Consider the following 26,857-nt stretch of genomic DNA (forward strand, 5'->3'; position numbering starts at 1 on the left):
ATATTCTATTTCTGTTTCATACGGTGTGTAGACAAAAAATGATAGCACATTATAGTAGGACATAAGCCATATTCCTATAATAATGCTAAATAAAGCTCCCCATAAAAGACTTGCGATCTCAGGCACAGAGCTTATAAATAAAAGGGCAATACAAAGAAAGGCAATTCCAAAGATTATAAGGAAAATACCTGTAGCTATTACCATAAGATGAGCATTGACAGTTGATCCAACGGCATCATAATGACTTCCAAGAATAGGAGGATCAAGAGATACAAATGCATTATCTTCAGTAGCATACATATCAAAGACTATTTCCTTGTCCATATAAATAGAGCCAAGGCTTATCACATGATAGTGCTTACCAAGGAAATTATTATTTTTATAAATATCATTACCAAAACTATATATCAGTTCATCATCAAAATAGCAGTTAAGGGTTGTATATCTTGACCTGAATACAATAGTAGGGTTTGGAAGATATCCGATATTAGGAAGAGTCCTTTTCATTACAATGTGATCTCCAAGCTGGATATCTTCATCTAATATTTCGTAGAACCTTGATATATCTACGTCCTGATAACTTGTATCATTAATACTTACTTCCCAGCCGTCAAGTAAAGGAGAAATAGGATATTCAAGCTTATGTGTGAGTGTTAGAAAGCTTAAAGTAAATATAGTTATTGCAATAAGTATTGACAAGAAGAGAGGAAGATACATTTTTTTAGTCATTCATATCACCTCCCTTGGTTGATCTATTGTTTATAAGGTCATTATTCTTATCATCATCATTAGTATTATGATGTTCGTTAATTGCTGTATCACTACTGTTTGTAAGTTGATCGTTGCTGGTATTTTCATTACTTTTAGCGTGATGCTCGCTTTTCATCTGATACATACGGCTGTCTGCCAGCATATATACCTTGTGTGAGCCTCTTTCTTTGCCCAAATCTTTATCAGTATTTGATGAATAGCCGTAAGAAGCTGAATATACAAGATTGTCATTTTTAAGATTATGGTAGTTCATAAGATCTTCAAAGCAGCTTATATCTCTGGCAATTTTAGGCTCATCAATATATGGGAATATCACGATAAATTCATCGCCGCCCATACGCCCTAGAAGAGAAGCATCAGTAAAACTGCTTTTTAGAATTTCAGAAAAGTTTTTTATGAATCTGTCGCCTTCAGCATGGCCATAGGTATCATTGATATATTTAAGGCGATCAAGGTCTATACTCATTATCGTATAATTTCCGGAAAGTTCTGCCATTGTCAGTTCGCATCTTGCTCTGTTGCATAGACCTGTAAGAGAATCGGTGTAGGCAAGTCCTTCAAGCTTATGCTTTAATATGTTTTCACTGATGAGTTCTATACAGTGATAAAAATAGTTAAGTATAAGGCACAGAATGAATATAAGTGCACCGACTGTCATGAAATTAATATCTGCCATGACTTCACCTGTACTTATAAACTTAAGTACGTTGAATTTGATGATGTCGATAACTGAACATCCAATAAAAAGAATAAGGCCAAGGATCAGCATAGCGGTTGATTTGTTAGATACTTTGATCTGATCTGCAGATCTGACCTTTTTGTATTCTTTTATGATAAGTGCGCTTATTACAAATAATCCCTCGGCCACTGCGCCTATATGTAGCCAGGATACGAAATTACAGATATGAATTATGTTTAATGCATGAAGCAGTGAGGTTATTAGAACAAAACCAATGTTTACTACTGATATGGTTATGGCTACAGCCTTATTTGTTATCTGTCTGGATGATGCGAGAAAACAGATAAGCCCTGCAGGTATACTATATAGTGTGAGATATTCAAGATATGTATAAAAGGCAGGCTGGTCTGAAAAGAGCCAGAAAAGATCATTAAAGCATAGAATATATAATCCAAGTATCATTGATAAAAGTCCGCTAAAGATGATACTTAGATCATGATTGCCTGAAAAAACAAATATAGGAGCAAGAATGACAAGAACATAGCCAAGAACTACAAGGAATATTCCAATTGCAAGAGACAGGCGGTTATCCTGAGTTATAGCCCGGCAAATGTCTTCTTCATTGCCGAAATCAATAGTGGAAAGTCCTGAAAATGCATTATTTTCTGTGGCTTTAAATACTATTTGTATATCTTTGCCAGAGTATCCTTTAGGAAGATCAACCAGATGATGAACCTTGGGAAGCATTCTGTTTGCCTCTTCGTAATCATGGCCAAATGAATATACTAGATATCCATCAACATATACATCAACTGTAGAAAGTATACTTCTAAAATGAATTACAGCTGGATCTATCTCCATTGAAGGGAGAGTACCTGAAACGGTGATAACATCGCCTTTATTTGCTACAGGCATAATAGTATCTGAAAGAATCTCAGGATTATAAATTGTCGCATCAAAAGTAACAATCCAGCCTTCTTCAAGCTGAACAATGTCGTAGAGCTTTGGAGATTTAAATGTATCTGACCCCAAAAATGCTATCGTAATAAAAAATATTATGACAGCAAGTATAGGAAGAAGCGCTTTTTTTAATCTGGTTATAAAGTTCAAGTAGTAAGCCTCCTTTAAGTACGTATATTATGTATTTGCTCACGTTTGCGGGACATAATTCAAATTCCATTTCGGGCAAGGTAGAATAGAAATGGCTTTGACCCTTACGCCATAATATATTCTTGATATCGGATTAATTTTAACAGATAAATAGTTAAAAGAGTAAAAAAACACTAATAATAGCACTGCTAAAAACGTCTTATGGACGGAAAATACTATGTTAGACGTCTTAATAATTATATATAAAAATTGATCAATGATTTATTCTAACCATATTGAAGGTGGTACAAGATAAAATTTTGTTGACTTTGGCGGCACTTTAATGCTACAATGTGTTAAATCTATGATAAAGAAGAGTACTTCATTTCTGAAGCTCACAGAGAGTATCCGGTGGTGAGAGGATGCAGCAGATAGATGAAGGAATGGGCTTTTGAGTGCGAAGCAAAATGACTTATTGTCAGAGTAGTATTCGACGGGAACTCCCGTTACAGAGTAGAGAAAGTGATAGCTTTCTCATGAGAGATCGATTTTGTCGATAAACGAGGTGGCACCGCAGGATTTGATCCTGTCCTTGTATGAAACGCATACAGGGACAGGTTTTTTATTGATTTAATAATTACTTACATGTTCCTGTAAAAACATTTTTACCCAAAGGGAGGATATTAAAATGGAAGTACAGAGTGCAGTAAAAAGAGAAGTAGTGGTTGAGGAAAAGAAGGGACTGGCTAATACCAGAAATCTTATTCTTGTCGGTGTTATGATGGCGGTAGGAATCGTTCTTAGAATGTTTGCAGGTGTTATCGCACTTGGAAATATGCATCCAAATTTTCTTATTGCAACATATTGTCTGGCTATTTTCATAATTAAGCCTAATCTTAAGGAAGCTGCTGCAATCGGCCTTATATCAGGTGCAATCTCACAGATCGGAACATCTATGCCATGGCTTGGCCTTATATCAGAAACATTAGGCGCTGTAGCTATGTGCCTTCTTATTAGACTTGTTCTTCCAAAGTATATTAAGCCTGTTGTCTGCACATTCCTTGCAACTCTTGTATCAGGCTTTGCATTTGTCGGACTTGCAGCACTTACATATGCAAATCCAATGCCAGGCGCACAGTTTGTAAGCATGTCTATTGTAACTATAGTTACAGCTCTTTTAAATATGGTTATCGTTACAGTGCTCAGCATTCCTGTAAATAAAGTAATGGGGAACAAAGAAGAAGCATGATATCAGTTAAAAATCTTGGATTTGTATATCAAAACAGTAAAACACCTGCTCTTGATGATATAAACGTAGAAATAGAAGATGGAGATTTTGTAGGAATTACCGGCACATCAGGTGCCGGTAAAACTACTTTTACATTTGCACTTAATGGAATTATCCCCCAGAAGATCAAGGGGGATTTTTATGGTGCAGTTATTGTTGATGGCAAGGATACGGCAGAGCATCCTGCAGAGGAGTTTGCAAGAAAGGTTGGTGAAGTATTTCAGGACATCGATTCACAGATGGTTGCATCTGTGGTTGAAGATGAGATCCTTTTTGGCCTTGAGAATTTTGGAGTTCCTCATAATGAGATCAAAGAGCGCGTAGACAGAGTTCTTAAAGATCTCGGAATTGAAGAACTTAGAAACCGCGAGATATCCAGCCTTTCAGGAGGACAGAAGCAGAAGGTTGCAATCGCATCTATGCTGGCCTTAGAGCCTGAAGTAATAGTCCTCGACGAGCCTACAGGTGAGCTTGATCCTGAAAGCAGCAGAGAAATCTTTAAGATACTTACAGCTCTTAATAAAGAAAAAGGCATAACAGTTATTATAGTTGAGCAGAAGATCATGCTCCTTTGTGAGTATGTTAAACATATGATGGTTCTTGATAAAGGGCACCTGGCCTTTTACGGAACACCAAGAGATATGACTTCATCTATTGATACATTCAGTAAACTTGGTATTAACGTTCCAAGAGTAACTGAGCTTACTGCAGGACTTATTAAAGATAAGCTGTACGACGGAGAGATCGCGTTAACAGTAGATGATGCAGAGAAAATTGTCAGGAGGATACTAAAGTGATACGTTTTGAAAATGTCACATTCGGTTACTCCGATGACAGACTTATATTAGATGATCTTAGCTTCCATATTCCAAAGGGCGATTTTGTAGCGCTTATCGGAGCAAATGGAGCAGGTAAGAGTACAATAAGCCGTCTTACCAATGGACTTTTACATCCTACAAAGGGTCATGTATATCTTAATGATAAGGACACCTTGAAGACCCCATCCAGCGTACTTGCAAGAGACTGCGGATTTCTTTTTCAAAATCCCGATCGGCAGATCTGTGAGAATACTGTAAAAGATGAAATTGCCTTCTCCATGAAGGCTCAGGGATGGCCGGTTGACAAGATCAAAGACAGAGTAGATAAGGTTCTTGAGACTTTTGAACTTGATCCTGAGTGGTTTCCTTTTTCCAGAAGTAGGGGTGAGCGCCAGAGAATAGCGCTAGCTAGTGTACTTGTATGTGAACCGGGGCTACTTATACTGGACGAGCCAACAACAGGTCTTGATTATCTTGAATGTATCCGCATTATGGATTATGTTACAAAACTTAATAAGGAAAAAAGCATTACGGTTCTCATGGTCAGTCATGATATGGAGCTTGTCCAGTCCTATGCCCGAAATGTCCTTGTACTTAATCATGGCAAGCTTCTTGGACAGGGCCCTGTCAAAGATATAATGAAGGATATGGATCTTCTCAAAAAGGCCAGAGTACTTCCTGCCCAGATACCGGAGCTTACACTTCGCTTTGGTGATGAATTTAAGGATGTGTTCACTGTAGAAGAGATGCTGGATGCACTTAGAAATAGAACTAATAAAGGAGGTGCATTATGAACCTTCTGAATTATGTACCCGGAAACAGCTTTCTTCATAAGCTCAATCCTGTTACCAAGCTTGTGGCAGCTTTCATGTACGGAATTGCAGCTATCATCTGCAATAATGTCTATGCTGAAGTTGGATTTATAGTGCTGATGATCCTTATATCTGCTACAGCAGGCATTGCCAAAAGAGCTATATATTTAACAAGAAATCTTATGATACTTGGACTTATCATGTTTATCATACAGCTCTTTTTTGTAAGAAGCGGAGATCCTCTTCTTGTAATAGGCGGTGCTGTACTCTTTACAACAGGCGGACTTAAGAGCGCACTTCTTCTGTCTCTTAGAGTTATAGCTGCAATGCTTCCTCTGATGCTTTTATTTGCCATTACACAGATGAATGATCTTTGCAATGCCATGGTCAAAAGACTGCATCTTCCTTACAGATATGCATTCATTGTTACAACAGCATTTCGCTTTGTTCCTATATTTGCGACGGAATTTCATGATATTCAGGATGCGCAGAAGGCAAGAGGAGTTGACTTTGATACTAAAAATATAATCAGAAAGCTTAAACTTATAGCACCTTTATGCGTTCCGCTTCTTGTTTCCAGTCTTAAGAAGGTAGACATATCAGCCATGTCTGCTGAGATGCGAGGCTTTGAACTTAGAGGATATGAAAGCGGATATAAACAATATCCATTTGGAATAAGAGATCTGATAACAATTATTGTACTTGTGGTACTTATTGTGGTTAGCGTTATGTTTTTAAGGTGAGAGAAAATTATGGATTATACAGCTAAAATGAAGTACGGAACAGAAACTGTTGAGATAAAGGTCGAGGGAGCTAAGTCAGTTAAAGTGCTTAATCCTGATCCGATGCCTGAAATAGAAGATGTGGAAGAAGCATTCAGAGCCTGCGTAGAAGAAAAGGCTATAGGATCTGCACCACTAAAAGACAAGATTGCATCGACTGATAAGGTGACAATAGTAGTATCTGATATTACAAGAAGCTGGATGCATCAGGGAGATATTTTGACTTATCTTGGTCATTATCTTCATGACACAATGAACGTTCCTTTCGAGAATATCTGCGTACTTATAGCCCTTGGAACTCACAGAAAATCTGAGGAAAAAGAAAAAGAGATCATTGCAGGTTCATACCTTTATGAAAATGTCGAAGTGATAGACCATGACTGCGATGAAGGTAATGTACTTGTGGGACATACGAGCAGAGGAACAGATGTATATGTTAACTCACTTGTTGTAGGCCGAAAGGTAATTGTAGTCGGCGGAACTGTTCATCATATGATGGCAGGCTTTGGAGGCGGAAGGAAGAATATTCTTCCCGGAGTATCTTCAAGACAGACTATACGCCAGAATCACCAAAGAGCTCTTGATCCTAACGTGGCTCATTCTGATCCAAGAGTAGGATGTGCTCTTCTTGAAAACAATCCTATAAATGAAGACATGAACGAAGCTGCAGCCATGGTAGATGTTACTTATGGCATTAATATCGTAGTTGCTACAAGTGGCAAGTTCAGCGGACTTTTCGGAGGAGACCTTTACGAAGCCTGGAAAGAAAGCTGTCTCTTCCAGAAGAAATGCTATGAGAAGTGGATAGATCATGAAGCAGATATAGTAATTGTATCAAGCGGCGGTGCGCCAAAGGATATGAATCTATATCAGGGCTGCAAAGGTATGATGAACGGTATGCGTGCCATGAAAGAAAATGGGCAGATGCTCTGGCTTGCAAAGTGCCCTGAAGGGTGCGGAGCTCCTGACTATACTGCGTGGCTTAAACCCTTAAAAGAAGGCATACTTGATAGCGCGCTAAGAGCAGACTTTACTATTGGCGGATTTATCTTTTATCTGACAGTAGAGAATCTTAAAAAGGGCCAGTGCAGAATCCATACAACCATAGACAATGACACAACTGAACCTATGGGAATGAAGGCCTATACAGAGCTTTCAGACTTTGTTAAGGGAATTGATTTTACAGATAAAACTGTATATATAATCCCTTACGGCGGATCTGTAGTACCTATGGTCAAGGGAGTGGATTGATCAAACTTGCAGGGATCTCAGATGTCATAGCCTTTCGCTAAGTTCAAGCATTTTAGAGAAGTATATAAGATCTGACAGATCAGTTTCAGCAAATCTGCAGGCGCTGTCTACATTACTTACATAGAGAAGATATTTACCGTCAGGGTCATTTCTCATATAGTAGACTATAATGATCCTGAACCCTTTACTTAGCATGAGCTCAGAAAACTTAAGATAATTAGCCTTTTGAAGGTCATAGAGATTTACAACTCTAAGTGGATATACTTCAAAGAATGGCTGATAATCTTCCGGACTTAAGTATGAGATATCAAGTTCACAATTATCTCCATTACTTGTAAGCCCAAAGATAGTCTTTCCTGTCTTTTTACTGATCAGAAAAACTTCATCAAGCATATAAGTTTCTATTACTTTCCGGAAAGCCTCGTTAACAGAAATAGAATCTTTTAAAAGGAAATTAGCCATTATATCCATGATAAAAGTATTCTTGGCCTGGTTACGTTTAGTCCTTCTTGAAATAGTAACGACTTCAGTATCATTTTTTAAATTGCCATGAATAGAAGGAGTATAGATAATATATCTGTCACGACCCTTTGCCTTGGCAATATAGAGCATCTTGTCAGCGAGCTTGAACATGTCTTCATAGTTTGAAGCCTGATCTGGGAATAAACCGCCTCCAAGAGAAACTGTTATAGTGAAGTTGTTATTTTCATCAATATATTTTTCTCTGACATTATATCTTATATCTCTGAGAACATCGCGAAGCTCTGGCTCTTCATGTATCTTTTCAAGAACGATCACAAATTCGTCACCGCCAATTCGGCCGACAAGACCTTTGTCAGCTACGCATTCATTTGCAATATTAGCAACTTCAATTATTATCTCATCACCCTTCATATGACCGTAGGTGTCGTTGATGGATTTAAAATTATCTATGTCCATTATGAAAAAATAGAACTGTTTGCTGGGAGTCTGTTCCATCAGCTTTTTGGCATAATCAGTGATGGCACCTTTAGACAGTACACCTGTCATTTCATCGTAGTAACCTTCTGAAATATTCATTTCAAGTGTCTGAAGATCATATATATCAAGTCTTATGAGCGAAGTTTTATGTTTGGATCTGTGAACTTTGACAGACATCCAGTTAGCCTTATCATTTTTATCATACATTCTAAAGCACACAAAAGTATTCTCACTTGGCTTAAGAGATGGAAGCGCATCTTTTAAGGTGAGAAAATCATGGCTTTGAATAATGCTCTCTATATTATCAACCTTTTTGGAACCTATATACTCAAGAAAGTCATCATTTGTTTTGAGAATATCATAGCTATCATTTATTTCTACATAATAGCGTTTTAATCTGCTCATAAACACTCCTTAAGTCTAATCGTAACATTTCTTAAGTCTGCTCATAAACACTCCTTAAGTCTGCTTGTAACACACGATTAGCAGTAGGTACATTTTTTGAAGTATTTCCACATAAATATATAAAATATATCGTACAAAAAAGGCTATTATAGAAGACGTTTTTGAAATTTTTTTAAAATTCATTGGACTAATTACTGGCCGATAAGGCCGCTGCGCGTTCCTAAAGCAAGAAAAAATAGCACAAATTGATAAGAGTAAAATTAAATTTGAATAGAAAGCTTTATTCTACGACTATATAATGGTAAATGGTTGTTTCAAAATTACGGATAAGCAGTAATGATACAAAATCCCTTATCCGCAAATGGCCACAAAATTTATTATCATAGAAATACAAAAAGAATAAGCACAGTAATACCAAAAGATTAAACATATATTTTAACCATAATGAAAGAGGTGAACATAATGGCAAATATGACAATGCGCTTTCCGCAAGGCCGCCCAAAGGCGCTGACTTTAAGCTACGACGATGGTGTAGAACAGGACATAAGGCTGATAGAGATTGCAAAGGAAAATGGCATAAAGGGAACCTTTAACATAAACAGCGGACTATTCGCTCCTGAAGATGTTGAATATAAGCCCGGAACAATTCACAGAAGGATGCCGCTTAGTAAGGTGCTGGAAGTATACAAGAACTCTGACTTTGAGATAGCAGCTCATGCCTATACACATGCGGCTCTTACGGGCCTTCCTTCTAATGTTGCTGCAGATGAGATCTTAAAAGACAGGAAAGTGCTTGAGAGATTATTTGGAACCATCATAAGAGGTTTTGCATATCCTTATGGAGCGTATGATGATAATAGCGTTTCTATACTTAAAAACTGCGGAATGTGCTATGCAAGAACAGTTAATTCTACACATGATTTTCGTATTCCTTCAGACTGGCTGAGACTTCCTGCAACCTGTCATCATAATGATCCAATGCTTATGGAGCTGGCTCACAAATTTGTAGAAGAGAACAAGAGCTTAAGCCCGATGCTTTTTTACCTTTGGGGGCATACATATGAGTTTGAACAAAAAGATAACTGGAATGTGATCGAAGAATTTTGCAAGTACATGTCAGGAAGAGATGATATATGGTATGCTACTAATATAGAAATATATGATTATTGTAATGCATTTTCCCAGCTTATTTTTGATACAGATATGACTATGTGCCAGAATCCTACATGTACAGACATCTGGTTTACCTATGATGAAAAGGATGTATTTGTTCCAGCAGGAGAAAAAGTGAAGTTTTAAAAGGTCCTGTTAATGCGTGTTTCTAAATGCAAGTTTCACCAGGCGTAACTTGCATCGTAATAAAAAATCTACATATTTGGAAGACAAGATATTTGGAAGACAAATAATAGATGTGGAGGACACCATACATGACAAGATTACTTAACCTATTGATTGTTATTCTTGAAGTGATTGCTTTCTCCAAAAGCATTAAAGGAAGAAAAATCTGGCAGCTTCTTGTGTATTATACACAGCTTTCCAATTTCCTTACCTTTATAGCTTCTTTATTGTTTGTATTATTTGGGGCAAAAGAATTTGTAGAAATTCTGCGCTATATAAGCGTTTGCATGCTGATAATGACTTTCCTTGTTACAGCATGTGTACTTGTTCCAATGTCACATGATGCTAAAGGTCTGCTTTTTTCAGGAAGCGGTCTTTTTCATCATCTGATAATTCCTATATTATCTTCACTGACATATTTTATTGGAGAACCAAAAGCGCCGTTTGCATTTATATGGACGACGCCCTTGGTTACTCTTATTTATGGACTTATAATGCTAAGACTAAATTATATTGGAATAGTAGAGGGACCATATCCCTTCTTTAAAATCAGAAATCTTGGAGCTTTAAAGACAACTGCATGGATGATCGTGCTTATGATAGTTGTGAGTATAATATCCGCATTAGGCGGGCTCGTCTAGGAGAGCCTTCTGTCTTAAGATTTTCTTGGTCGTGTTTCGTACAAAAGGATTCTTTCTTACTACAAGGCGGCTAAGCTTTTTGTAAGAAGGCTGAGACTTGTTAAAGCTATCGAGAATCTTTTGAAGCTCAAGCTTTACAGTTTCATCGTTCCACTTTTTCTTTTTAATATATTCCTGATCGGGATAAATCCTTGCGGTAAGAATGTTGTCTTCACCTGTGATGACAACTTCTTCGATGAGCTTTTCAAGAGCAAGCTTATTTTCAATCTCCTCAGGCGATATATTTTCACCATTAGATAGAATTATCAGATTCTTGACTCTTCCGTTAATATAAAGGAAGCCATCTTCGTCAATATATCCCTTGTCACCTGTATGAAGCCAGCCGTCTTTGAGTGTTTCAGCAGTTTCTGAAGGCATCTTGTAATAACCCTGCATTACGCTTGTGGATTTGACCAGGACTTCACCATCTTCGAAAGCTACCTGAGCATTTTTAAGAACCTTACCTACAGAACCTGGCTTGTGGCAGGTAGGAGTGTTAGAACTTATAACAGGTGAGCATTCTGACATTCCGTAGCCTTCATAGATATTTACACCGTAAGCAGCAAACTTGTCGATATAATACTTATCAAGATGCGCACCGCCTACAAAAACTGTCTTTAAATTTCCGCCAAAAGCTTTCTGGGCAACAAGCTTTTTAGGAAGAAGCTTTGCAGCACTTTCAAGCTTCTTGTAGATAGTTTCTACGATCATAGGTACCATGAGCATTACTTCAGGCTTGAAAAGAGTCATGTTCCTTGCCATGTGGAGGAAGGAATCGTTGATGCATACAGTTGCGCCAAGGCTGAATCCCTTAAGCCAGTCCATGACAAGGCAGAATGCGTGATGAACAGGAAGAACACTAAGAAGCGTCTTGCCTGGCTCTACGTCATATTCAACAGCTTCAACATTGGTTATAAGATTGGTGTGAGAGAGCATTACGCCTTTACTCTTGCCTGTTGTACCTGATGTAAAGATTATCATGGCAGTATCATCGCCGCTATTATTCTTTGAATCTTCAGCGCTGTCGGATGCTTCTTTCAGATCTTCAAGACTTTTAAAGGTCTCATTACCATTTGTAGTAAAAAGATATATTTGCTTAACTTTAGGACAGCACTTAAGAATCTTCTCAGCAAGTAATATATTTGATTCTTCAAGAAAAACAGCTTCAGAATCAGATCTGTCCACAAGCTCTACAAGATCATCAGCTGGAAGAAGCGGATCAAGCGGAATTGCAACATTGTCGCCACTTGTTATGGCAAGATAGCTCTCAATCCAGCTTACAGAAGATGTTCCTATAAGCGCAAGGTGGCTTTTAGAAAAGCCTTCTGCCTTAATCCCTTTTCTGATGCTGGTAACAGATTCATTGAGTTCTTTATAGGTTTTGGATTCTATCTGACTTCCTTTTGCCCATTTTACTGCAGGAACATTTGAAAATTTATCTGTAGAATATTCTAGTAATTCTCTTATTGAATTCACTGTTTATGCCTCCTGACATGCAAGGTTTACAAGCTGCAGAGCTTCGCTCAGAGTAGTAACATTAGCAAGATTTTCAGGATCGATCTCTATATCGAAATTGTCCTCCATATCTCCGAGAAAAGACATAAGGTCAAAAGAGCTAAGACCCAGGTCTTCAGTCAGACGCATGTCATTTTTCATATCCTTTGGTTCGATGTCACAGTACTGTGCAAGTAGATTCTTGAAAATTTTCTCTGTTTTCATAATGTTCTCCTCGATTCTTTGTATGATTTTTACCAAAAAACTTTTTTAAATAATAGATATTTTGAAATTATAAACAGAAATCCGCTTTAATTACGGTTTTCCTTTTTTATAAGTTAGCAGGCAGCATAACCTTTGACGAAAACGGACGTAACCTGCTCTTTATCTGCATTTTTATACTTGCCTTATAACATCGTTTAGTGACATGTCAGGATTCTGAACACCCTTGAACATTATCCTCATCATGTAATAGTAGAAAAGCTCTATATCTTTTTCCACCAAATGAGCTGTCTGATAGTGATAAGAGAAGTTAAGGCCCCCGCCTGCAGTATTAGTAACTGTCAGATAGACTTTCTTGGTAGCAGCGCCGTTAGCATACCACTTAAAATATACGGGAATATCTGAAAGGTCAGGATTACCGGATGCCATCTGCATAGGCTGATAAGTGAGGTAGCAGCTTTCGTAAGTCGTATCTTTTGGCGTATTATAACGATCTTCAATTTCTTTATAGATAAGTGCCGGATCATAGCTGCTGTGAAGATAGACACTGCTTTGCTCGTTCTGAACAAGCTTTGCTGCTTCGATAAAAGAAGTATTATTGCTAATCACAGTCCTGCAAGGGAACATGATGGTCCTGCTGCCGCCTGAAGTCCATTCATCTTTGGTGGAGCGTCTTGCTATAAAGTTTTGAATTGATATATCTTCCTGGCCATTATTAACTTTTGAAAGATAGGTCCTCATGGTCAAAAGAAGCAGATTGTTAAAAGAAATATGATGTTGTTCACAAAAGCTGAAGAGCTCTTTGGTAGGATCACTTTCAAGTTTATAATCCTTGACAGTTACAAAGAGATTATCTTTTTCTATATCACAGGAACGAAGATTTGGATTATTATGCTTTTGTCTTGAGGCTTCAAGAGGCCATGGACCTGTAATATCAGAATATAACGGCTCTCCAAAGGTATCTAGCTTATCACTCCAGAACTTCTTGTCACGCTTAAATCTCTTTTCATTACTGGCCTTTGAAAGGTCTGATTCAAGAACCTTAGTATAATCGGCAAGATCTTCAGGATAAGCTTTATTGTATTTAAAGTGGGCATAGAGCTTAATGATATCCTCGACCATTACCGCAAGGCCGCAGGAGTCGATCAGCCTGTGATCCATGTGAACGAAGAATCCGTTATATCCCTCCGGCATCATAACAAAATAGAACTCGTACATCGGAATATCGTCACCGTCAAATGTTGAATAAGCCATTTTCTGTAAGGTGGCATCGGCTTTTTCGAATGAAAGCTGATCAAGCTTTAAGATCTTAATAGAAGAAGGTGCCTTGTTTACAAGATACTGCATGATATTACCGTCTTCATCCGGCTTTGTGAATCTGAGACCAAGACATTTGTATCTTGTCATTTCAGTATCAATACACTTTTTTAACAGACCAAAGTCCATTTCAAGTTTTAATGCTGCAACAATACTAACCCCTGAAACCTGCTGGGTATGGTAGGTTTTTATCCATCTGTAATGCATGTTTTGTGCAGCAGTTAACGGATAAAGCTTTTTCATAATCACGTCTCCTCGTAAGCGTTTTATTGTTACTTAAAGAAGTTATCACAGTAAATCGTATTTTTGAATACCATTTTTGAGTTAACAAACACTTTTGAAAAAATTGTCCGAGAGAGCATTATATGGAAAATGAGTTTAACTACGATAAGCGTAGACCTAAATAGACAAGAGAAAATAAGATTAATGGACGATCATTTTTTCTCTATATATTATTGGATTGTTGGTGTAAAATCGTATATAGACTGAAAAAAAGGAGTATGAAGATGAGAAAAATATTTAAAATGTATGCACTTTTAGGAACAATTCTACTACTTACCGGTTGTGGTTCTAAAGAGCCTCAGACTTTGGAACTTGCGCTAGATTCTAACCAGACAACCGGGTATTCCTGGACGCTTACTCAGGAAGAAGAACTATTTGATGTCAATGAAGAATATATTGTAGATGAGAACGACGAGAATATGACAGGAGTTGGAGGACAGCAGATTTTCACACTTGAACCCAAAGAAGCTGGTACTACAAAGCTTACATTTAGATATTCAAGATCATGGGAAGAAGAGAGCGATGAAGATACAGTTGTATCCTACACCGTAAAGGTTAGTAAGAGTAAGCAGATTGAAATTCAGGCTGCAACATTTGCAGGCGGAGACGACATAAATGAACTGCCTACAGTACCACAACCAACAATTAAGTGATTCAAATTTTGCACATACAAATAAGTTTCTTTCCTTGCAATTTGATTACCTTTGGCGGTTTGTAAAGTGCGAAGTTTAAATGAGCAACTTGCAAAATCATAAAAAACGCAATAATTTGAAAATAAATAATGTTTTTAGGATAAATTTAGTTTTCACTGATATTATAACTTCGAAAAGGAGTTAATAATATCATGTCAGATACAGCAATTAAAGGAATAAGTACATATCAGATGCATGTTCAGTCACTTAGCACCAGAGCTAATGAACTCTCAAAAAGCGGCGATGCAAGCTCATTATCACTTGCTTCAGCTCTCAGACAGCAAATGAGTAGTGTTCAGGGCCAGCTTAGTGCTGTAAAGGCTTCAAATGAAAATGCCCAGATATATAGCTATAATGCTAAAGCAGAAGCTAATATGTCAGGCACTGTAGGCAGTAAGTTTGATATGACCGTTTAATAGTTTTTGATTAAAATCCGCCGAATAGGCGGATTTTTTGTTGCAGAAATCACAGAATTCTGAATACATGAAGATGACAGAAATTGAATAAATGAAGATGATAGAAGCTGAATAAATGAAGATGACATAAGTATAGATAATCATTGCTTAGTTTCCATCCGTACTATAAAATGATATAAGTGTCGAAAGTGCTTTTGACGCTTATCTATATAAAACGTGTCGATAACATATGACTAAAGTAGCGAGTTTTCGCATTTAGTATGTCAAAGGTCATTTATTAAAAAAGGGGTGGAGAACTACGAACGAGTTAGATGAAAGATACAGCGTTGCAGAGGAGGCAATCTTTGATGCCTTTTTTATCCTGCTTAAGGAAAGAGAGATAGACAAGATCACAGTATCAGATGTGATCAAGAAAGCCGGCCTTGTAAGAAGTACCTTTTATAATCATTACGAGAACATCCCGGCACTTATAACAGCAGCGGAAGATAAGACAATTGAGAATATTTTTACCATGATGGAAAGCTTTCATCCCAAGGATGACAGAGCTATGTGTAAGTCCTTTTTCCTCTCTATATGCAATTACACCAAGGATAATGTTTTCCTTGCAACATTGCTCAATAGCCCCAGAGGCGACATCTTTTTTGAAAAAATGATGGAGATGTTCAAAAAATATATAAGTACAGTCTCACTTGATGACTCAAATCCTAATAAGGCAGAACACTCTAAGTACTTTATTGCAGGAAGTATCGGTAATACTGTAGGTGTGCTTCACAAATGGTCAACTTCAGGATTTAACCTGCCAGAAGATGAAGTGGCAGAGATCCTTACTACTGTATTTGTTACAGGAATCCTTCCATACCTGAGATCGTCAGATACTTAACCCTTTAATACCTGAGATCGTCAGATACTTAACCCATTAATACCTGAGATCATAAGATACGTGATCATTCATTGCCAGAAATCCTCTGATTCGTAGCAATTAAATGTTGGTCGTCAATATTTACAATGCGGGACATATGACATGCTCAATTATCTTCACTAGATGTCTCGATTTGCTCGATATCTTTAAGGCATTTAGCATAAAGTGCTTCATCATTCATGCCGTCTTCACTGCGAAGGTGGCATGCTGTATTGATCTTGATAGTGACACTCTGGCCATTAACCTGATTGATTTCTTCAATATGCTCTTTGAGCTTTAATGTAAGCTTCTCAAGTTTTTCTTTTGAATCAAGATAAGTTAATATGCCAAAATAGGCTTCTTTAAGCCTTGATGCAACAGCAGTCTGCCCTGTGACATCTATGATCTTATCAGAAATTGCCCTAAGCACGCTGGCTGAAATATTACTTCCGTATGTATCCTCGATTCTGTGATGATTGACATTATGAAGTAAGATAAAGGCGTAGTTACGTCCTTCATCTGCATACTGTGTAGCATAATCCATCATAGTGAGCATGAAGTATTTGTTGTTCATAAGTCTTGTAAGATTATCAATCTTAGTAGGATTCATGAGTCTCTGAATCCTGAATACTTCCTCATCTATATCTTCGAAATTACCTACAAGACCGATTATTTCGCCGTTTTCATAAATCGGAAGCTTGTTGCAAATAATATTGCGCAGAACACCATTAACAATACATTGTCCAGGGGCATTATAGACAATTTTGCCATTGCCTATGACATCAAGCTCATCACCCTGATAAGGCCCGTCATCTACGTGCCAGTGCATTTCTTCATCTGTTTTTCCAATAATGTCATCCAATGATTTTATCTCATAGAAATCAAGGAACGACTTGCTAACGCCTCTGAAACGGCGGTCCTTGTCTTTCCAGAAAAACTTGTGTGAAGAATTATTTAAAAGTGTATACCATAATCTTGCGTATTCAGTAAGCTGCTCATCTACTTTAGAATCTTGTCTGGCGATAGCAAGAGAGTGCTTATCATTAAGTGCCTGTTCCACTTCCTCAGGAATAATACTTATGGTAAACAAAAATTCAGTGCCATCAGTCCCTACGATAGGAACCAGCGCAAATTCGCGCCACTTGTAAGCACCATTTTTCTGCTTTACTCTGAAAACATTTTTGGAAAAAGACTGTCCGTCTTTTATGATTCTTTGAACAGGAACATCAGTTTGCATAAAATCTATAAAACTTAACTGATCTTCTGGGAAAATATAAAGCTCTGAAAATGATTTGCAAGCCTGTCTCAAAGAATCACTATTTTCATTAAGATTATCTGCGTAAATGTAACCACCAAGAAGAGGATAGATTACATTTTCCTTGTAATTGAGAAGCAGCACAACTTCGTGAAGGTGATTGAGCTCTCTTAATCTGGAATCAAGCCTGTCTCTTTCTTTGGTGTTCTGTTCAAGAGAAATATTGGTTATAGCTGCCTTAAATAAGTATTTATTTTCATTTTCAGCCAGATACAGTACTTTTAACTGATAATAGTTCCCCATGTCAGTATAATAGAAGCTTTCTATACTTTTACTGGCAATGGCTTTTTCTGCGAACTGTTTATATTTTGGAACAAGAGCTGAATATTTGTTGAATATTATATTGTCGATCTCATCTGTGGTTTTATCGTTAAGTGATATCTGTCTTTTGAATGCATCATTCATAAACAGAGTGTGAAAAGAATTGCCATCATATTCTACAATCTCTAAAGGGTGTTCAAGATCAAGAGCTGAAATGCTGGCAATTTCATAGTAATTGTGCCATTTCCTCTCCTCAATCTTAATATTCTTTTCCTCCATGGTCTTTAGCATATCATCATAAGGCTGAGGCTTGTCAAAGTAGTAACCCTGGAACTTGCCACACCCAATAGAATATAAGAAATCAATCTGCTCCTTAGTTTCAACACCTTCGCAGAGAGTCTTGATACCTATATTTTTGGACATATTAATAGTTGAACGCACAATAGTCTTGGATTTATCTGTCATTGTAAAAAGGAAATGCATATCAAGCTTTAACAGATCGAACTCATAATCCTGTAAAAGAGTAAGAGAAGAATAGCCGCTTCCAAAGTCGTCCATCCAGATCTCGTACCCTCTGTTTCTGAACTTCTCAATGATATCCTTCATCAGCTCTTCGTCCTGAGCGATCATACTTTCAGTTATCTCAAAATGGATAAAATCTCTGGGAACATTATATTTTGAGGTCGCAGTTTCTACGACTTTTAGCATATCGCACATGATAAAGTCGAGTCTTGAGAAATTGACAGAAACAGGGAAAGTAGGCTTTCCGCTTATAAGATGTTCATGGATATCACGACAGACCTGTTCTACTATGAAGCAGTCAAGCTTATGAATATTCTGACTTTCCTCCAACGCACCAATAAACATATCGGGCGCAAGGAAACCAAGTTCAGGATCAATCCACCTTGCAAGAGATTCTGCACTACAAAGCTGGCCTGTAAGAGCTCTTATTACAGGCTGGTAATATACCTTGATCCAATTGTTGGCAATTGCATCATCAATATGCTGTATTACATGTTCATGAATTAACTTCTTGTCAGGAGTATTGTCCATGTATTATTCACCTAAAAAATATATTTACAGATAATTATCCGTATATTTATATCGACTGAATTGCATAAATAAATAATATTTTATTTGGTCAAAAGAATATTTTTCCCTTTAATAAATGGGTGAATATAGCTTCAAGCAAAAAAAGCTTTGAGAAATTGATCAAAGTAATTCGTTAAATACGAATAATGCCTGGTTCGATAACTTAACCGAAAAACTTTATTAAAAAAGGTTTATGGAAAGTAAGAATTTGTATATTATTATTATATATAAAAATATACTAAATACAAAGCACAAAAGCACGAAAAAATATACAAAATGATCAAGATAATCCATCACCTTTAGGTGGTGGGAATAGCTTGATTTCGGGTGCGGGGTTAAGGCTTAGTGATAATTAAAGCATAAAACATTCTGGCAGATGTTTTGTGCTAAGGAGAGGGGATTATTATGATTTTATGGATTTATCTGTTTTTGATCGTATTTATTAATGGCTTTGAGGCAGGAGGATATCAGGCTAGCTTGTACAGCATAGGTCAGACTTATGATCTGTCTGTTACAAGTATGGGACTTTTTGCATCTGTTGAACTTCTTGCAACAATGCTCGCACCGCTAGTTCTTGGAAGCTGGGCTGACAGAACCAGGAAAGCCAAATGTCTTCTTATCATTCTCGCAATACAGATTGTATTTTCAGCCACTTTGTTTATCAGTAATGTACAGCTTGTCTTTATTACAGGTATATTTTTCCTGGGACTTACAACCAGCGCTCTTCAGTTTATCTCCATAGCAGCTCTTGCTGAAGCATATCCTCTTTCAGGTAAAAAGAAAATCGGATTTATGACATCAATGTATGCATTTGGAGCCCTGGTTGCACCTTTATTTGTTAATTATTATCTTAATAAAGGCGTAAGCTGGAGGATGATGTTCCTGGTCCTTACTATAGGATCAGTTATTGCTTTTACAGGTGTTTATGTCTGCAGAAATCTTAAATTTGAAGAAGGTTTGCAGGATGGAAGCGAAAGTGCTGATAGTGCCAGATTTGTTATCGTAGGAGTGCTTCTTCTGTGCGTAGTTATGTGCATCTACGTAGGATTTGAGAACGGATTTGCATTTTTCGTAGATACTTTGTTTGCAGATGTACTTCATTCTACTTCCGGCAAATTTGCACTTTCTATTTTCTGGGCAGTCATGATACCTTCAAGGGTCCTGGTAGGTCTTTTTGCAAAGTATGCTAAAAAAATACTTATAGCAGCGATCATTGCAATACCGCTTATAACTATTATTATATCCATGATGAATAATGGAAGCGTTGTCATGTTCTTATGCGTGCCTTTAGGATTTGCCTGTGGAGCAATCTACCCAAGCGTTCTGACTACGCTCATGCAGTATTCAGGCAATAGGAAGGCAACAGCAACCGCAATGATAACAACAGCCACAGGTATAGGCGGATTTGCATTTACAGCCTTAACAGGTTTTCTTGGAGAGACATTTGGACTTAGATCTACGATGGTTATATTGTCGGCGTTCTTTGTTCTGTCACTTTTTTCAGTACTTGCCCTTGGCAAAGTGAATAAGAAGTTATGATTAATTAAGCATAACGCATCAACTTATCATGATTCATTAAGCATAACGCATCAACTTATCATGATTCTTTAAGCATAACGTATCATGACTTTTAGAACAAAGCACAGCAATTTATTATAAACTTTTAAGCAAAACACTTTAACTTATCTATAAACCGCTATACTACAAACAGGATTTACTTATTTTCATTATCATATATATTTGATACAATAATATTAGTAAACAAAGGCGTTTCGACCACGAGTCGTGCGCCTTTTTTCTTTGCAAATAGTGACTTAGTCATAGGAATTCATCGCAGCAAAGTGCGAGCAAATATCGACATTATAATTTCAGCCTTGCTCCAGATCATAAAGAAGGAGGCTTCTATGGCAGCTTTTGACAGAGTATTATCAGGAATACCACAGATGGATACTAACTTTGATAACATCAGACTAGGCGATAACGTTGTTTGGAGAGTTGATAACCTTTCTGACTTCAAACAGTTTGCTCTGCCTTATGTAAGTCAGGCTATTAAAGACCAAAGGAATCTTATATACATAAGATTTGCATCACACGAGCCTTTGTTATCTCCGCAGAAGGGGCTCAAGATCATAAACGTTGAGCTTTCCCACAGGTTTGAAAACTTTACCGTTGAGATCCATGAAATTATAAGAAAAGAGGGAAGGGAAGCTTTTTACGTTTTTGACTGCCTTTCTGAATTACAGACTGCATGGGCAACTGATCTTATGATGGGCAATTTCTTCCAGGTAACGTGCCCGTATTTGTTCATTCTTGATACTGTAGCTTTTTTCCCATTAATAAGGGGTAAACACTCATTTCAGGCAATAGCCAAGATAAGGGATACAACGCAGCTCTTTCTTGATGTGTATTCTGACAGGTCGCACATATATGTAAGGCCTGATAAAGTCTGGAACAGGTACTCTGAAACGATGTTCCTTCCGCATTTATATGATCCGGAAAAAGGGACATTTGGCCCTATAATGGACGGCGTAATGGCAAGTCATTTTTATCAGATCCTGGCTAAGGGAACGGAGTCTTCGGATACGGAAAATATGGACAGCTGGGACAGATTTTTTGCCGGCACCAGGATTTTATATGAAAATGGCCAGGATGTAAGCAAGGACTGCAGCCGCATGTGCAACATCATGATGACTCGTGATGAAAAAATGCGTGAGATGATCAAAAACAATTTTGGCCCTGAAGACTATTTTGCTGTCAAAAACAGAATGATCGGAACCGGGATGATAGGCGGCAAGGCATGCGGAATGCTGCTTGCAAGAAAGATAATCGAGAACAGGCAGCCTCAGATCTATGAAAGGCTTGAGCCGCACGACTCTTTTTACATAGGTTCGGATGTCTTTTATTCATTTATTGTAAAAAATCAGTTTTGGGATCTCAGAGTCAGGCAAAGGAGCGAAGAAGAATTCTTTTCACTGGCGGATGAATTTGCACGAAGGCTAAGCGAAGGCGAGTTTTCAAGGGATATGGAGGAGCAGTTCGTAAGGCTTCTTGAGTACTATGGGCAGGATCCTATAATTGTCAGATCGAGCTCTATTCTTGAAGACGGCTTTGGAAATGCCTTTGCGGGAAAATATGAATCTGTATTTTGCTCAAATTCCGGCAGTATGGACCAGAGGCTTTTGGAATTTGAAAATGCAATTCGTAAAGTATATGCAAGTACTATGAGTAAGTCGGCGCTTGATTACAGGAGCAGAAGAGGCCTCCAGGCAAGGGATGAGCAGATGGCTCTTTTGGTACAGAGGGTGTCAGGCTCTTACTATGGAGAATACTATATGCCGTGTGCGGCCGGTGTTGGCTATTCTTACAGCCCCTACAGATTCATGGAATCACTTGATCCTGAAGCGGGTATGCTAAGACTTGTTATGGGACTTGGAACGTCAGCCGTTGACAGGACTGAAGGCTCATATCCAAGGCTTGTAAATCTTGCCAATCCTACAGCCACTTCTGCCAAAACTTCTGCTCAAAAGCATCAGTTCTCTCAGAGAAAACTTGAACTGATAAACAGGTCCAAGCGAAAACTCATGCAGGTGGAACTTGAAGACATATACAAGCTTTTACCGGCTTATCTTAAAAAACTCTTACTTGAACATGACTTTGAAGCAGAGCGAATGTTCAGAGACAGGGGCGTAGACAGAGACATAGAATTTATATCCTGTAATGGACTTGTCAAAAGAGATGACCTTATAACTGACCTTCAGACCATACTTAAAACTTTACAAAAAGAATATGATTATCCCGTTGATACTGAATTTACAATAAATATCTCTGAAACAGGAGATTATGTTATAAACATGCTCCAGTGCAGGCCTCTTCAGGTATTTGCTGATTCTGAGGACATGAAGATTCCTGATGATATTGACAAGAAAAATATACTGTTTGAATGCAAAAATTCTGCTATGGGTATGTCTCGAAACATAAAGCTGGACACAATCGTATATGTTGATCCTGTAAATTATTACAAAATGCTATATCGTGATAAATACAAGATTGCAAATATCATCGGTAATATAAACTGGCAGATGAGAAATTCAAATAAACATATGCTCCTGATGGCACCTGGAAGGATAGGAACCTCATCACCCGAACTTGGCGTTCCAACTAATTTTTCAGATATCAGCGAATTTGATGCAATCTGTGAGATCGCCGACTCAAGAGCAGGCTATAATCCTGAGCTGTCTTACGGAAGCCATTTTTTCCAGGATCTTGTAGAATCGGGAATATTATATAGTGCGATCTTTGAAAATGAAAAGACGATATTTTTTAACCCAAAAATACTTGATGAAGTATGCGGCGCAAGTAGAGGAATGGGACAGAATGCCTTAAAAAACGATAAGGCAAAAGAAGAAATAAACAATAAGTATAGTGAAATGGCAAAAAAGATAGATGATGAGAATGGAGACAAAGACGGTAAGGCAGGTAGAGAATTAAACGATATAGCAGGAGAATATAAAGATATAGTAAAAGTATATAATGCTTCGACATATAATTTCTACCTTTGTAACGATATGAAAAATGAGCACATTATATGCTACAGGCAATAATACAAATGAGCATATTTATCTGCTGTAACCAAAAATAAAAATGAGCTCAATATCTGATACAAGCATAAAGAAATATGACACATGCCAGGGGAGGCTTAAAATGATAGCTTTAAACGATTATCTATATAACGGCGATACCGTTCTTAGAATAATCAGAAAATATTCGGCGGATCTTAGAGAATCTGCTATAAAGACCAATAACAGCATTGATATATCACACTGCAATTTCCTTCTGCAGCTTGAAGAAATCCTGGAACATAATGAGTTCCTTACATCTCAGTCGCAAAGGATCAAAGAATTTTATAAGTATATGACCGTGCAGTATCCATATCTTGCCTTTACATTTAAGGGAAGGATAAAGTCTCTCATAAGGGCTGAGCAGAAATTCAACGGTTACATTGTTGAGGAAGTCACAGACTTTTATAAAGAAAACCAAAGATTTCCAACCGAGATTGAAATGAAGCAAAGAAGCAGGCATTTCAGGGATCTTATAGCATACAGAATTATCATTTCCCTACCTAAATGTCATGTTCAAAAGGGTCTCGATCAAGGAAAAGAGGAACTAAAGTACGTATATGAGATTGCTAATGCCCTGCCTGCATTTCTTGAGCAAAGAGGCTTTAGCTGCGAGATATCGAATCTTTCGGGAAGTAAATCTTCAAAGTATCTGGATCCCAAAGTGGTTCCTTATTACAGAGATTACATAGAAAAGCCAAATAAATATGGTTACAAATCATTGCACATAACACTTTTTGACAACGAAAGCAGGAGCTACATTGAAGTGCAGATAAGGACCAAAGAGATGGATGATTATGCTGAGATCGGAACTGCTAATCATTCCGTTTATGAAAAAAGTCAGCAGGAAGAAAGGACAAGCAGAGAGAACATCCCGGAAGGCGAATGCATCTTCTTTGACGAAGCATATAAAAGAGGAGTGCTGCTTAAAGGACTTGACCTGTCAAAGGTTGAGGTCAACATGTTTGGCGCGGTAAATAACAGCCTAATAAATGACGGATGCGGACTTTACAGAGGAAGGCTTATCCTTCCGTTTGAGCATCTGTCAAGATTTCAAAATGACGTCATTGATTAAGATAATTCGAACTTTAAAAGAAGGAAAGAGGCCTTTTATAATGATTCAGCCAGAAAACCCATGGTCTTTAGACCGTGGGATGAATGGCGTCAGGTTTAGATTATATGTATTTTTTACTTAAATACTATTAATATAGTATGATATACATACAGGAAATATCATTTCCGAGTCTACGAAAGGAGAAAACTGCATGTATCTTACTGTTAAACAACAGATTAAGCATCTGTCTAAAGAAGATTACCGCACCATAAAAGAACTATGCCATACAGCAAAGAATCTTGCTAATGAGGCAATCTATAATGTACGTCAGTATTACTTTACAGAAGGCGAGTTTCTAAAATATGAGAAGAACTATGCCCTTTTGAAGAACAGCACAAACTACAAAGCGCTAAATTCTAATATGGCACAGCAGATACTCAAAGAAGTCGATGGTTCTTTTAAATCATTCTTTGGATTATTAAGGCTTGCCAAACAGGGTAAATATGCTTTTAAGGATTGTAAGTTACCACATTATCTTCCGAAAGACGGATATACAACACTTGTAATAGGTTTTGTAAGGCTCAATGGAAATAAGTTAATACTTCCGTTTTCTAACAGCTTTAAGAAAAAACATAAGTCTGTTGAAATAACGATACCACCTGTACTTCTTGATAAAAAAGTTAAAGAGATACGTATTATACCTAAAGCTAATGCAAGGTTCTTTGAAATTCAGTATATCTATGAAGCTGAATATGTTCAGAGAAATCTTAATACAAACAATGCACTTGCTTTGGACTTAGGAATCAATAATCTCGTAACAGCAGTATCAAACACCGGTAGATCATTCATCATTGATGGTAAAAAGCTTAAATCTATCAATCAGTGGTTTAACAAAGAAACTACTCGCTTACAGTCTATTAAAGATAAACAGCATTATGGTAAAAAAGCCACTAACAGACAAAAAGCTATTGCCCGTGACCGCAATAATAAAGTTAATGACTATATGAATAAGGCAGCCCGCAAGATAATAGACTTTTGTATTGCTAACGATATAGGAACTCTTGTAGTTGGTTACAACGAAACATTCCAGCGCAGCAGTCGTATAGGTAGACAGAATAATCAGAACTTTGTTAATATCCCATACGGCCGTCTTCGTGACAAGCTTGAATATCTCTGTGAACTTAATGGTATTGTATTTGTAAAACAGGAAGAGTCCTATACATCAAAATCCTCATTCTGGGATAAGGATGATATCCCTTTTTACAATGCAGATAATCCAAAGGAATATCAGTTTAGCGGAGACAGAATACATCGTGGGCTTTACAAAACGGCAAATGGTAAAACATTCAATGCTGATGTTAACGGGGCGTTGAACATCATGCGTAAAAGTAGCGTTGTGGATCTTAGTATCCTATACGGTAGGGGCGAAGTGGATACGCCCGTAAGAATAAGGATTGCCTGATATTTCAGGTGGAAACTTAAATATCAAACTTCTTAAATAGAGTCGTTAGGCTCTTAGAAGCCCATTACCTTTAGGTGATGGGTAGTTCACATTATTTTGAAAACTATAAATGATGAAAAATATAGTATAACTTTGGCAAAACAGGAGAAAAAATGGATAACATAAGTAGTACAGATAAAAATGAGAAGATAATAAATCATTTAAAAAATATATTTGGAATAATTAAAACCTATTTTAAATGTTCTCTTATTGATAGTTTAATTATTGGCGTGGCAAATTTTGTTTTCATGTTTGTTATGTCAATGCCTCATAGCATATTGATTTCAATAATAGCTGGAATTACAAACATTATACCAAATGTAGGACCGGTTATTGGAGCAGCAATAGGTGGCGTAATACTAATGTTCTATGATACAAAGCTGGCATTATGTTTTTTAGCTTTTACAGTTATTCTACAGATATTAGATGGATTAATTATTAAACCAAAGTTATTTGGAGAGAGCTTTGGAATATCCGGAATATGGATGTTTATTGCGATGCTGGTAGGAGGCGGAGTATTCGGTGTAGTCGGAATGATTTTAGTAGTGCCAGTGGTTGCTATAGTTCAATATTTGTATAAAAATGTTTATTTACAATATAAAAAAAGATAAAGAGCTAGATGAGATTATCTTTAAACTATTACTATAACCATTTGCTTAAAAGGTATTCGCTGTTTCGTTTATAGTTTTTGTTCGCAAGCGGTATGTGGCATGTTTACTGTGTTTATGCAGGCAAATGGTACAAGGATGGGTCTTAAGCCTGGATAAGTACAAAACATATGCCTCTAGTTATTTTACATAGTAGGTAAGTGATATAATTAAGTG

Annotated in this window: 22 protein-coding genes and 1 other annotated feature; of the genes, 15 read left to right on the forward strand and 7 right to left on the reverse strand. The window is 37.3% G+C overall.

All coding sequences use genetic code 11. The features are described from left to right. Both K6G87_RS10975 and K6G87_RS10980 read right to left on the reverse strand, forming a co-directional pair. On the reverse strand, positions 1 to 729 hold a 729-nt coding region (locus K6G87_RS10975; RefSeq protein WP_296837015.1), incomplete at its 3' end, for a hypothetical protein. Then, entirely contained in the window at positions 722 to 2,560 is a 1,839-nt protein-coding gene (locus tag K6G87_RS10980; protein WP_296837018.1) for a sensor domain-containing diguanylate cyclase, read from the reverse strand. The genes K6G87_RS10975 and K6G87_RS10980, both read right to left, overlap by 8 nt. A gap of 334 nt (positions 2,561 to 2,894) precedes the next feature. Next, positions 2,895 to 3,136 (forward strand) — a binding site (T-box leader). Positions 3,137 to 3,227: 91 nt separating this feature from the next. On the opposite strand from K6G87_RS10980, the gene K6G87_RS10985 reads away from it, so the two are divergent. From K6G87_RS10985 to larA, 5 genes are read left to right on the forward strand one after another with little or no spacing between them, the layout of a single operon-like run. After that, entirely contained in the window at positions 3,228 to 3,788 is a 561-nt protein-coding gene (locus K6G87_RS10985) for a tryptophan transporter (protein WP_296837021.1), read from the forward strand. Beyond that, positions 3,785 to 4,624, forward strand: coding sequence for an energy-coupling factor ABC transporter ATP-binding protein (locus tag K6G87_RS10990; protein WP_296837024.1), 840 nt, complete (start codon positions 3,785 to 3,787; stop codon positions 4,622 to 4,624). Before K6G87_RS10985 ends, K6G87_RS10990 begins: the two co-directional genes overlap by 4 nt. Beyond that, on the forward strand, positions 4,621 to 5,439 hold the full coding sequence (locus K6G87_RS10995) for an energy-coupling factor ABC transporter ATP-binding protein (protein ID WP_296837027.1): 819 nt from the start codon (positions 4,621 to 4,623) through the stop codon (positions 5,437 to 5,439). Before K6G87_RS10990 ends, K6G87_RS10995 begins: the two co-directional genes overlap by 4 nt. Beyond that, positions 5,436 to 6,200: an energy-coupling factor transporter transmembrane component T family protein gene (locus tag K6G87_RS11000; RefSeq protein ID WP_296837030.1), complete on the forward strand. Its 765-nt coding sequence runs from the start codon at positions 5,436 to 5,438 to the stop codon at positions 6,198 to 6,200. The genes K6G87_RS10995 and K6G87_RS11000 overlap by 4 nt, the downstream gene beginning before the upstream one ends. A gap of 9 nt (positions 6,201 to 6,209) precedes the next feature. Then, positions 6,210 to 7,490 carry a nickel-dependent lactate racemase gene (gene larA, locus K6G87_RS11005; protein ID WP_296837033.1) on the forward strand — a complete coding sequence of 427 codons (1,281 nt, stop codon included), beginning with the start codon at positions 6,210 to 6,212 and terminating at the stop codon, positions 7,488 to 7,490. Positions 7,491 to 7,514: 24 nt separating this feature from the next. On the opposite strand, the gene K6G87_RS11010 is transcribed toward larA, so the two are convergent. Next, entirely contained in the window at positions 7,515 to 8,855 is a 1,341-nt protein-coding gene (locus K6G87_RS11010; RefSeq protein WP_296837036.1) for a GGDEF domain-containing protein, read from the reverse strand. Between the two features lie 462 nt (positions 8,856 to 9,317). Between K6G87_RS11010 and K6G87_RS11015 the strand changes: the two genes are divergently transcribed. After that, a complete protein-coding gene (locus K6G87_RS11015) occupies positions 9,318 to 10,154 on the forward strand; it encodes a polysaccharide deacetylase family protein (RefSeq protein WP_296837037.1) in 837 nt (278 codons plus the stop codon). Between the two features lie 128 nt (positions 10,155 to 10,282). Then, positions 10,283 to 10,834 carry a hypothetical protein gene (locus K6G87_RS11020; protein ID WP_296837040.1) on the forward strand — a complete coding sequence of 184 codons (552 nt, stop codon included), beginning with the start codon at positions 10,283 to 10,285 and terminating at the stop codon, positions 10,832 to 10,834. Here K6G87_RS11020 and K6G87_RS11025 read toward each other — a convergent pair. The 3 genes from K6G87_RS11025 to K6G87_RS11035 form a co-directional block, all read right to left on the reverse strand. Further along, on the reverse strand, positions 10,817 to 12,349 hold the full coding sequence (locus K6G87_RS11025; protein ID WP_296837043.1) for an AMP-binding protein: 1,533 nt from the start codon (positions 12,347 to 12,349) through the stop codon (positions 10,817 to 10,819). The two genes, K6G87_RS11020 and K6G87_RS11025, sit on opposite strands and share 18 nt — an antisense overlap. Positions 12,350 to 12,352: 3 nt before the next feature. Then, entirely contained in the window at positions 12,353 to 12,592 is a 240-nt protein-coding gene (locus K6G87_RS11030; RefSeq protein ID WP_296837047.1) for an acyl carrier protein, read from the reverse strand. A gap of 171 nt (positions 12,593 to 12,763) precedes the next feature. Next, a complete protein-coding gene (locus K6G87_RS11035) occupies positions 12,764 to 14,149 on the reverse strand; it encodes a condensation domain-containing protein (RefSeq protein ID WP_296837050.1) in 1,386 nt (461 codons plus the stop codon). Positions 14,150 to 14,412: 263 nt separating this feature from the next. On the opposite strand from K6G87_RS11035, the gene K6G87_RS11040 reads away from it, so the two are divergent. From K6G87_RS11040 to K6G87_RS11050, 3 genes are all read left to right on the forward strand, one after another. After that, positions 14,413 to 14,841, forward strand: coding sequence for a protease inhibitor I42 family protein (locus K6G87_RS11040; RefSeq protein ID WP_296837053.1), 429 nt, complete (start codon positions 14,413 to 14,415; stop codon positions 14,839 to 14,841). Positions 14,842 to 15,032: 191 nt separating this feature from the next. Then, complete coding sequence (locus K6G87_RS11045; RefSeq protein WP_296837056.1) at positions 15,033 to 15,296, forward strand: hypothetical protein; 264 nt, start codon at positions 15,033 to 15,035, stop codon at positions 15,294 to 15,296. 403 nt (positions 15,297 to 15,699) lie between these two features. Beyond that, positions 15,700 to 16,176, forward strand: a complete 477-nt coding sequence (locus K6G87_RS11050) for a TetR/AcrR family transcriptional regulator (RefSeq protein WP_296837059.1) — start codon at positions 15,700 to 15,702, stop codon at positions 16,174 to 16,176. A 145-nt stretch (positions 16,177 to 16,321) separates the two neighbouring features. Here K6G87_RS11050 and K6G87_RS11055 read toward each other — a convergent pair whose 3' ends face one another. Further along, positions 16,322 to 18,823, reverse strand: coding sequence for an EAL domain-containing protein (locus K6G87_RS11055; RefSeq protein ID WP_296837062.1), 2,502 nt, complete (start codon positions 18,821 to 18,823; stop codon positions 16,322 to 16,324). A gap of 444 nt (positions 18,824 to 19,267) precedes the next feature. Between K6G87_RS11055 and K6G87_RS11060 the strand changes: the two genes are divergently transcribed. From K6G87_RS11060 to K6G87_RS11080, 5 genes are all read left to right on the forward strand, one after another. After that, complete coding sequence (locus K6G87_RS11060) at positions 19,268 to 20,401, forward strand: MFS transporter (RefSeq protein WP_296837066.1); 1,134 nt, start codon at positions 19,268 to 19,270, stop codon at positions 20,399 to 20,401. 365 nt (positions 20,402 to 20,766) lie between these two features. After that, the gene (locus K6G87_RS11065) at positions 20,767 to 23,463 is read left to right on the forward strand and encodes a PEP/pyruvate-binding domain-containing protein (protein WP_296837069.1); all 2,697 of its coding nucleotides are present in this window, start codon (positions 20,767 to 20,769) and stop codon (positions 23,461 to 23,463) included. Positions 23,464 to 23,563: 100 nt separating this feature from the next. Next, positions 23,564 to 24,553 carry a guanosine polyphosphate pyrophosphohydrolase gene (locus K6G87_RS11070; protein WP_296837072.1) on the forward strand — a complete coding sequence of 330 codons (990 nt, stop codon included), beginning with the start codon at positions 23,564 to 23,566 and terminating at the stop codon, positions 24,551 to 24,553. Between the two features lie 190 nt (positions 24,554 to 24,743). Then, positions 24,744 to 25,994, forward strand: coding sequence for an RNA-guided endonuclease InsQ/TnpB family protein (locus K6G87_RS11075; RefSeq protein WP_296837076.1), 1,251 nt, complete (start codon positions 24,744 to 24,746; stop codon positions 25,992 to 25,994). A 152-nt stretch (positions 25,995 to 26,146) separates the two neighbouring features. Next, a complete protein-coding gene (locus K6G87_RS11080; RefSeq protein ID WP_296837079.1) occupies positions 26,147 to 26,644 on the forward strand; it encodes an AI-2E family transporter in 498 nt (165 codons plus the stop codon). Positions 26,645 to 26,857 lie beyond the last annotated feature (213 nt).

It is taken from the genome of Butyrivibrio sp., assembly GCF_024699075.1.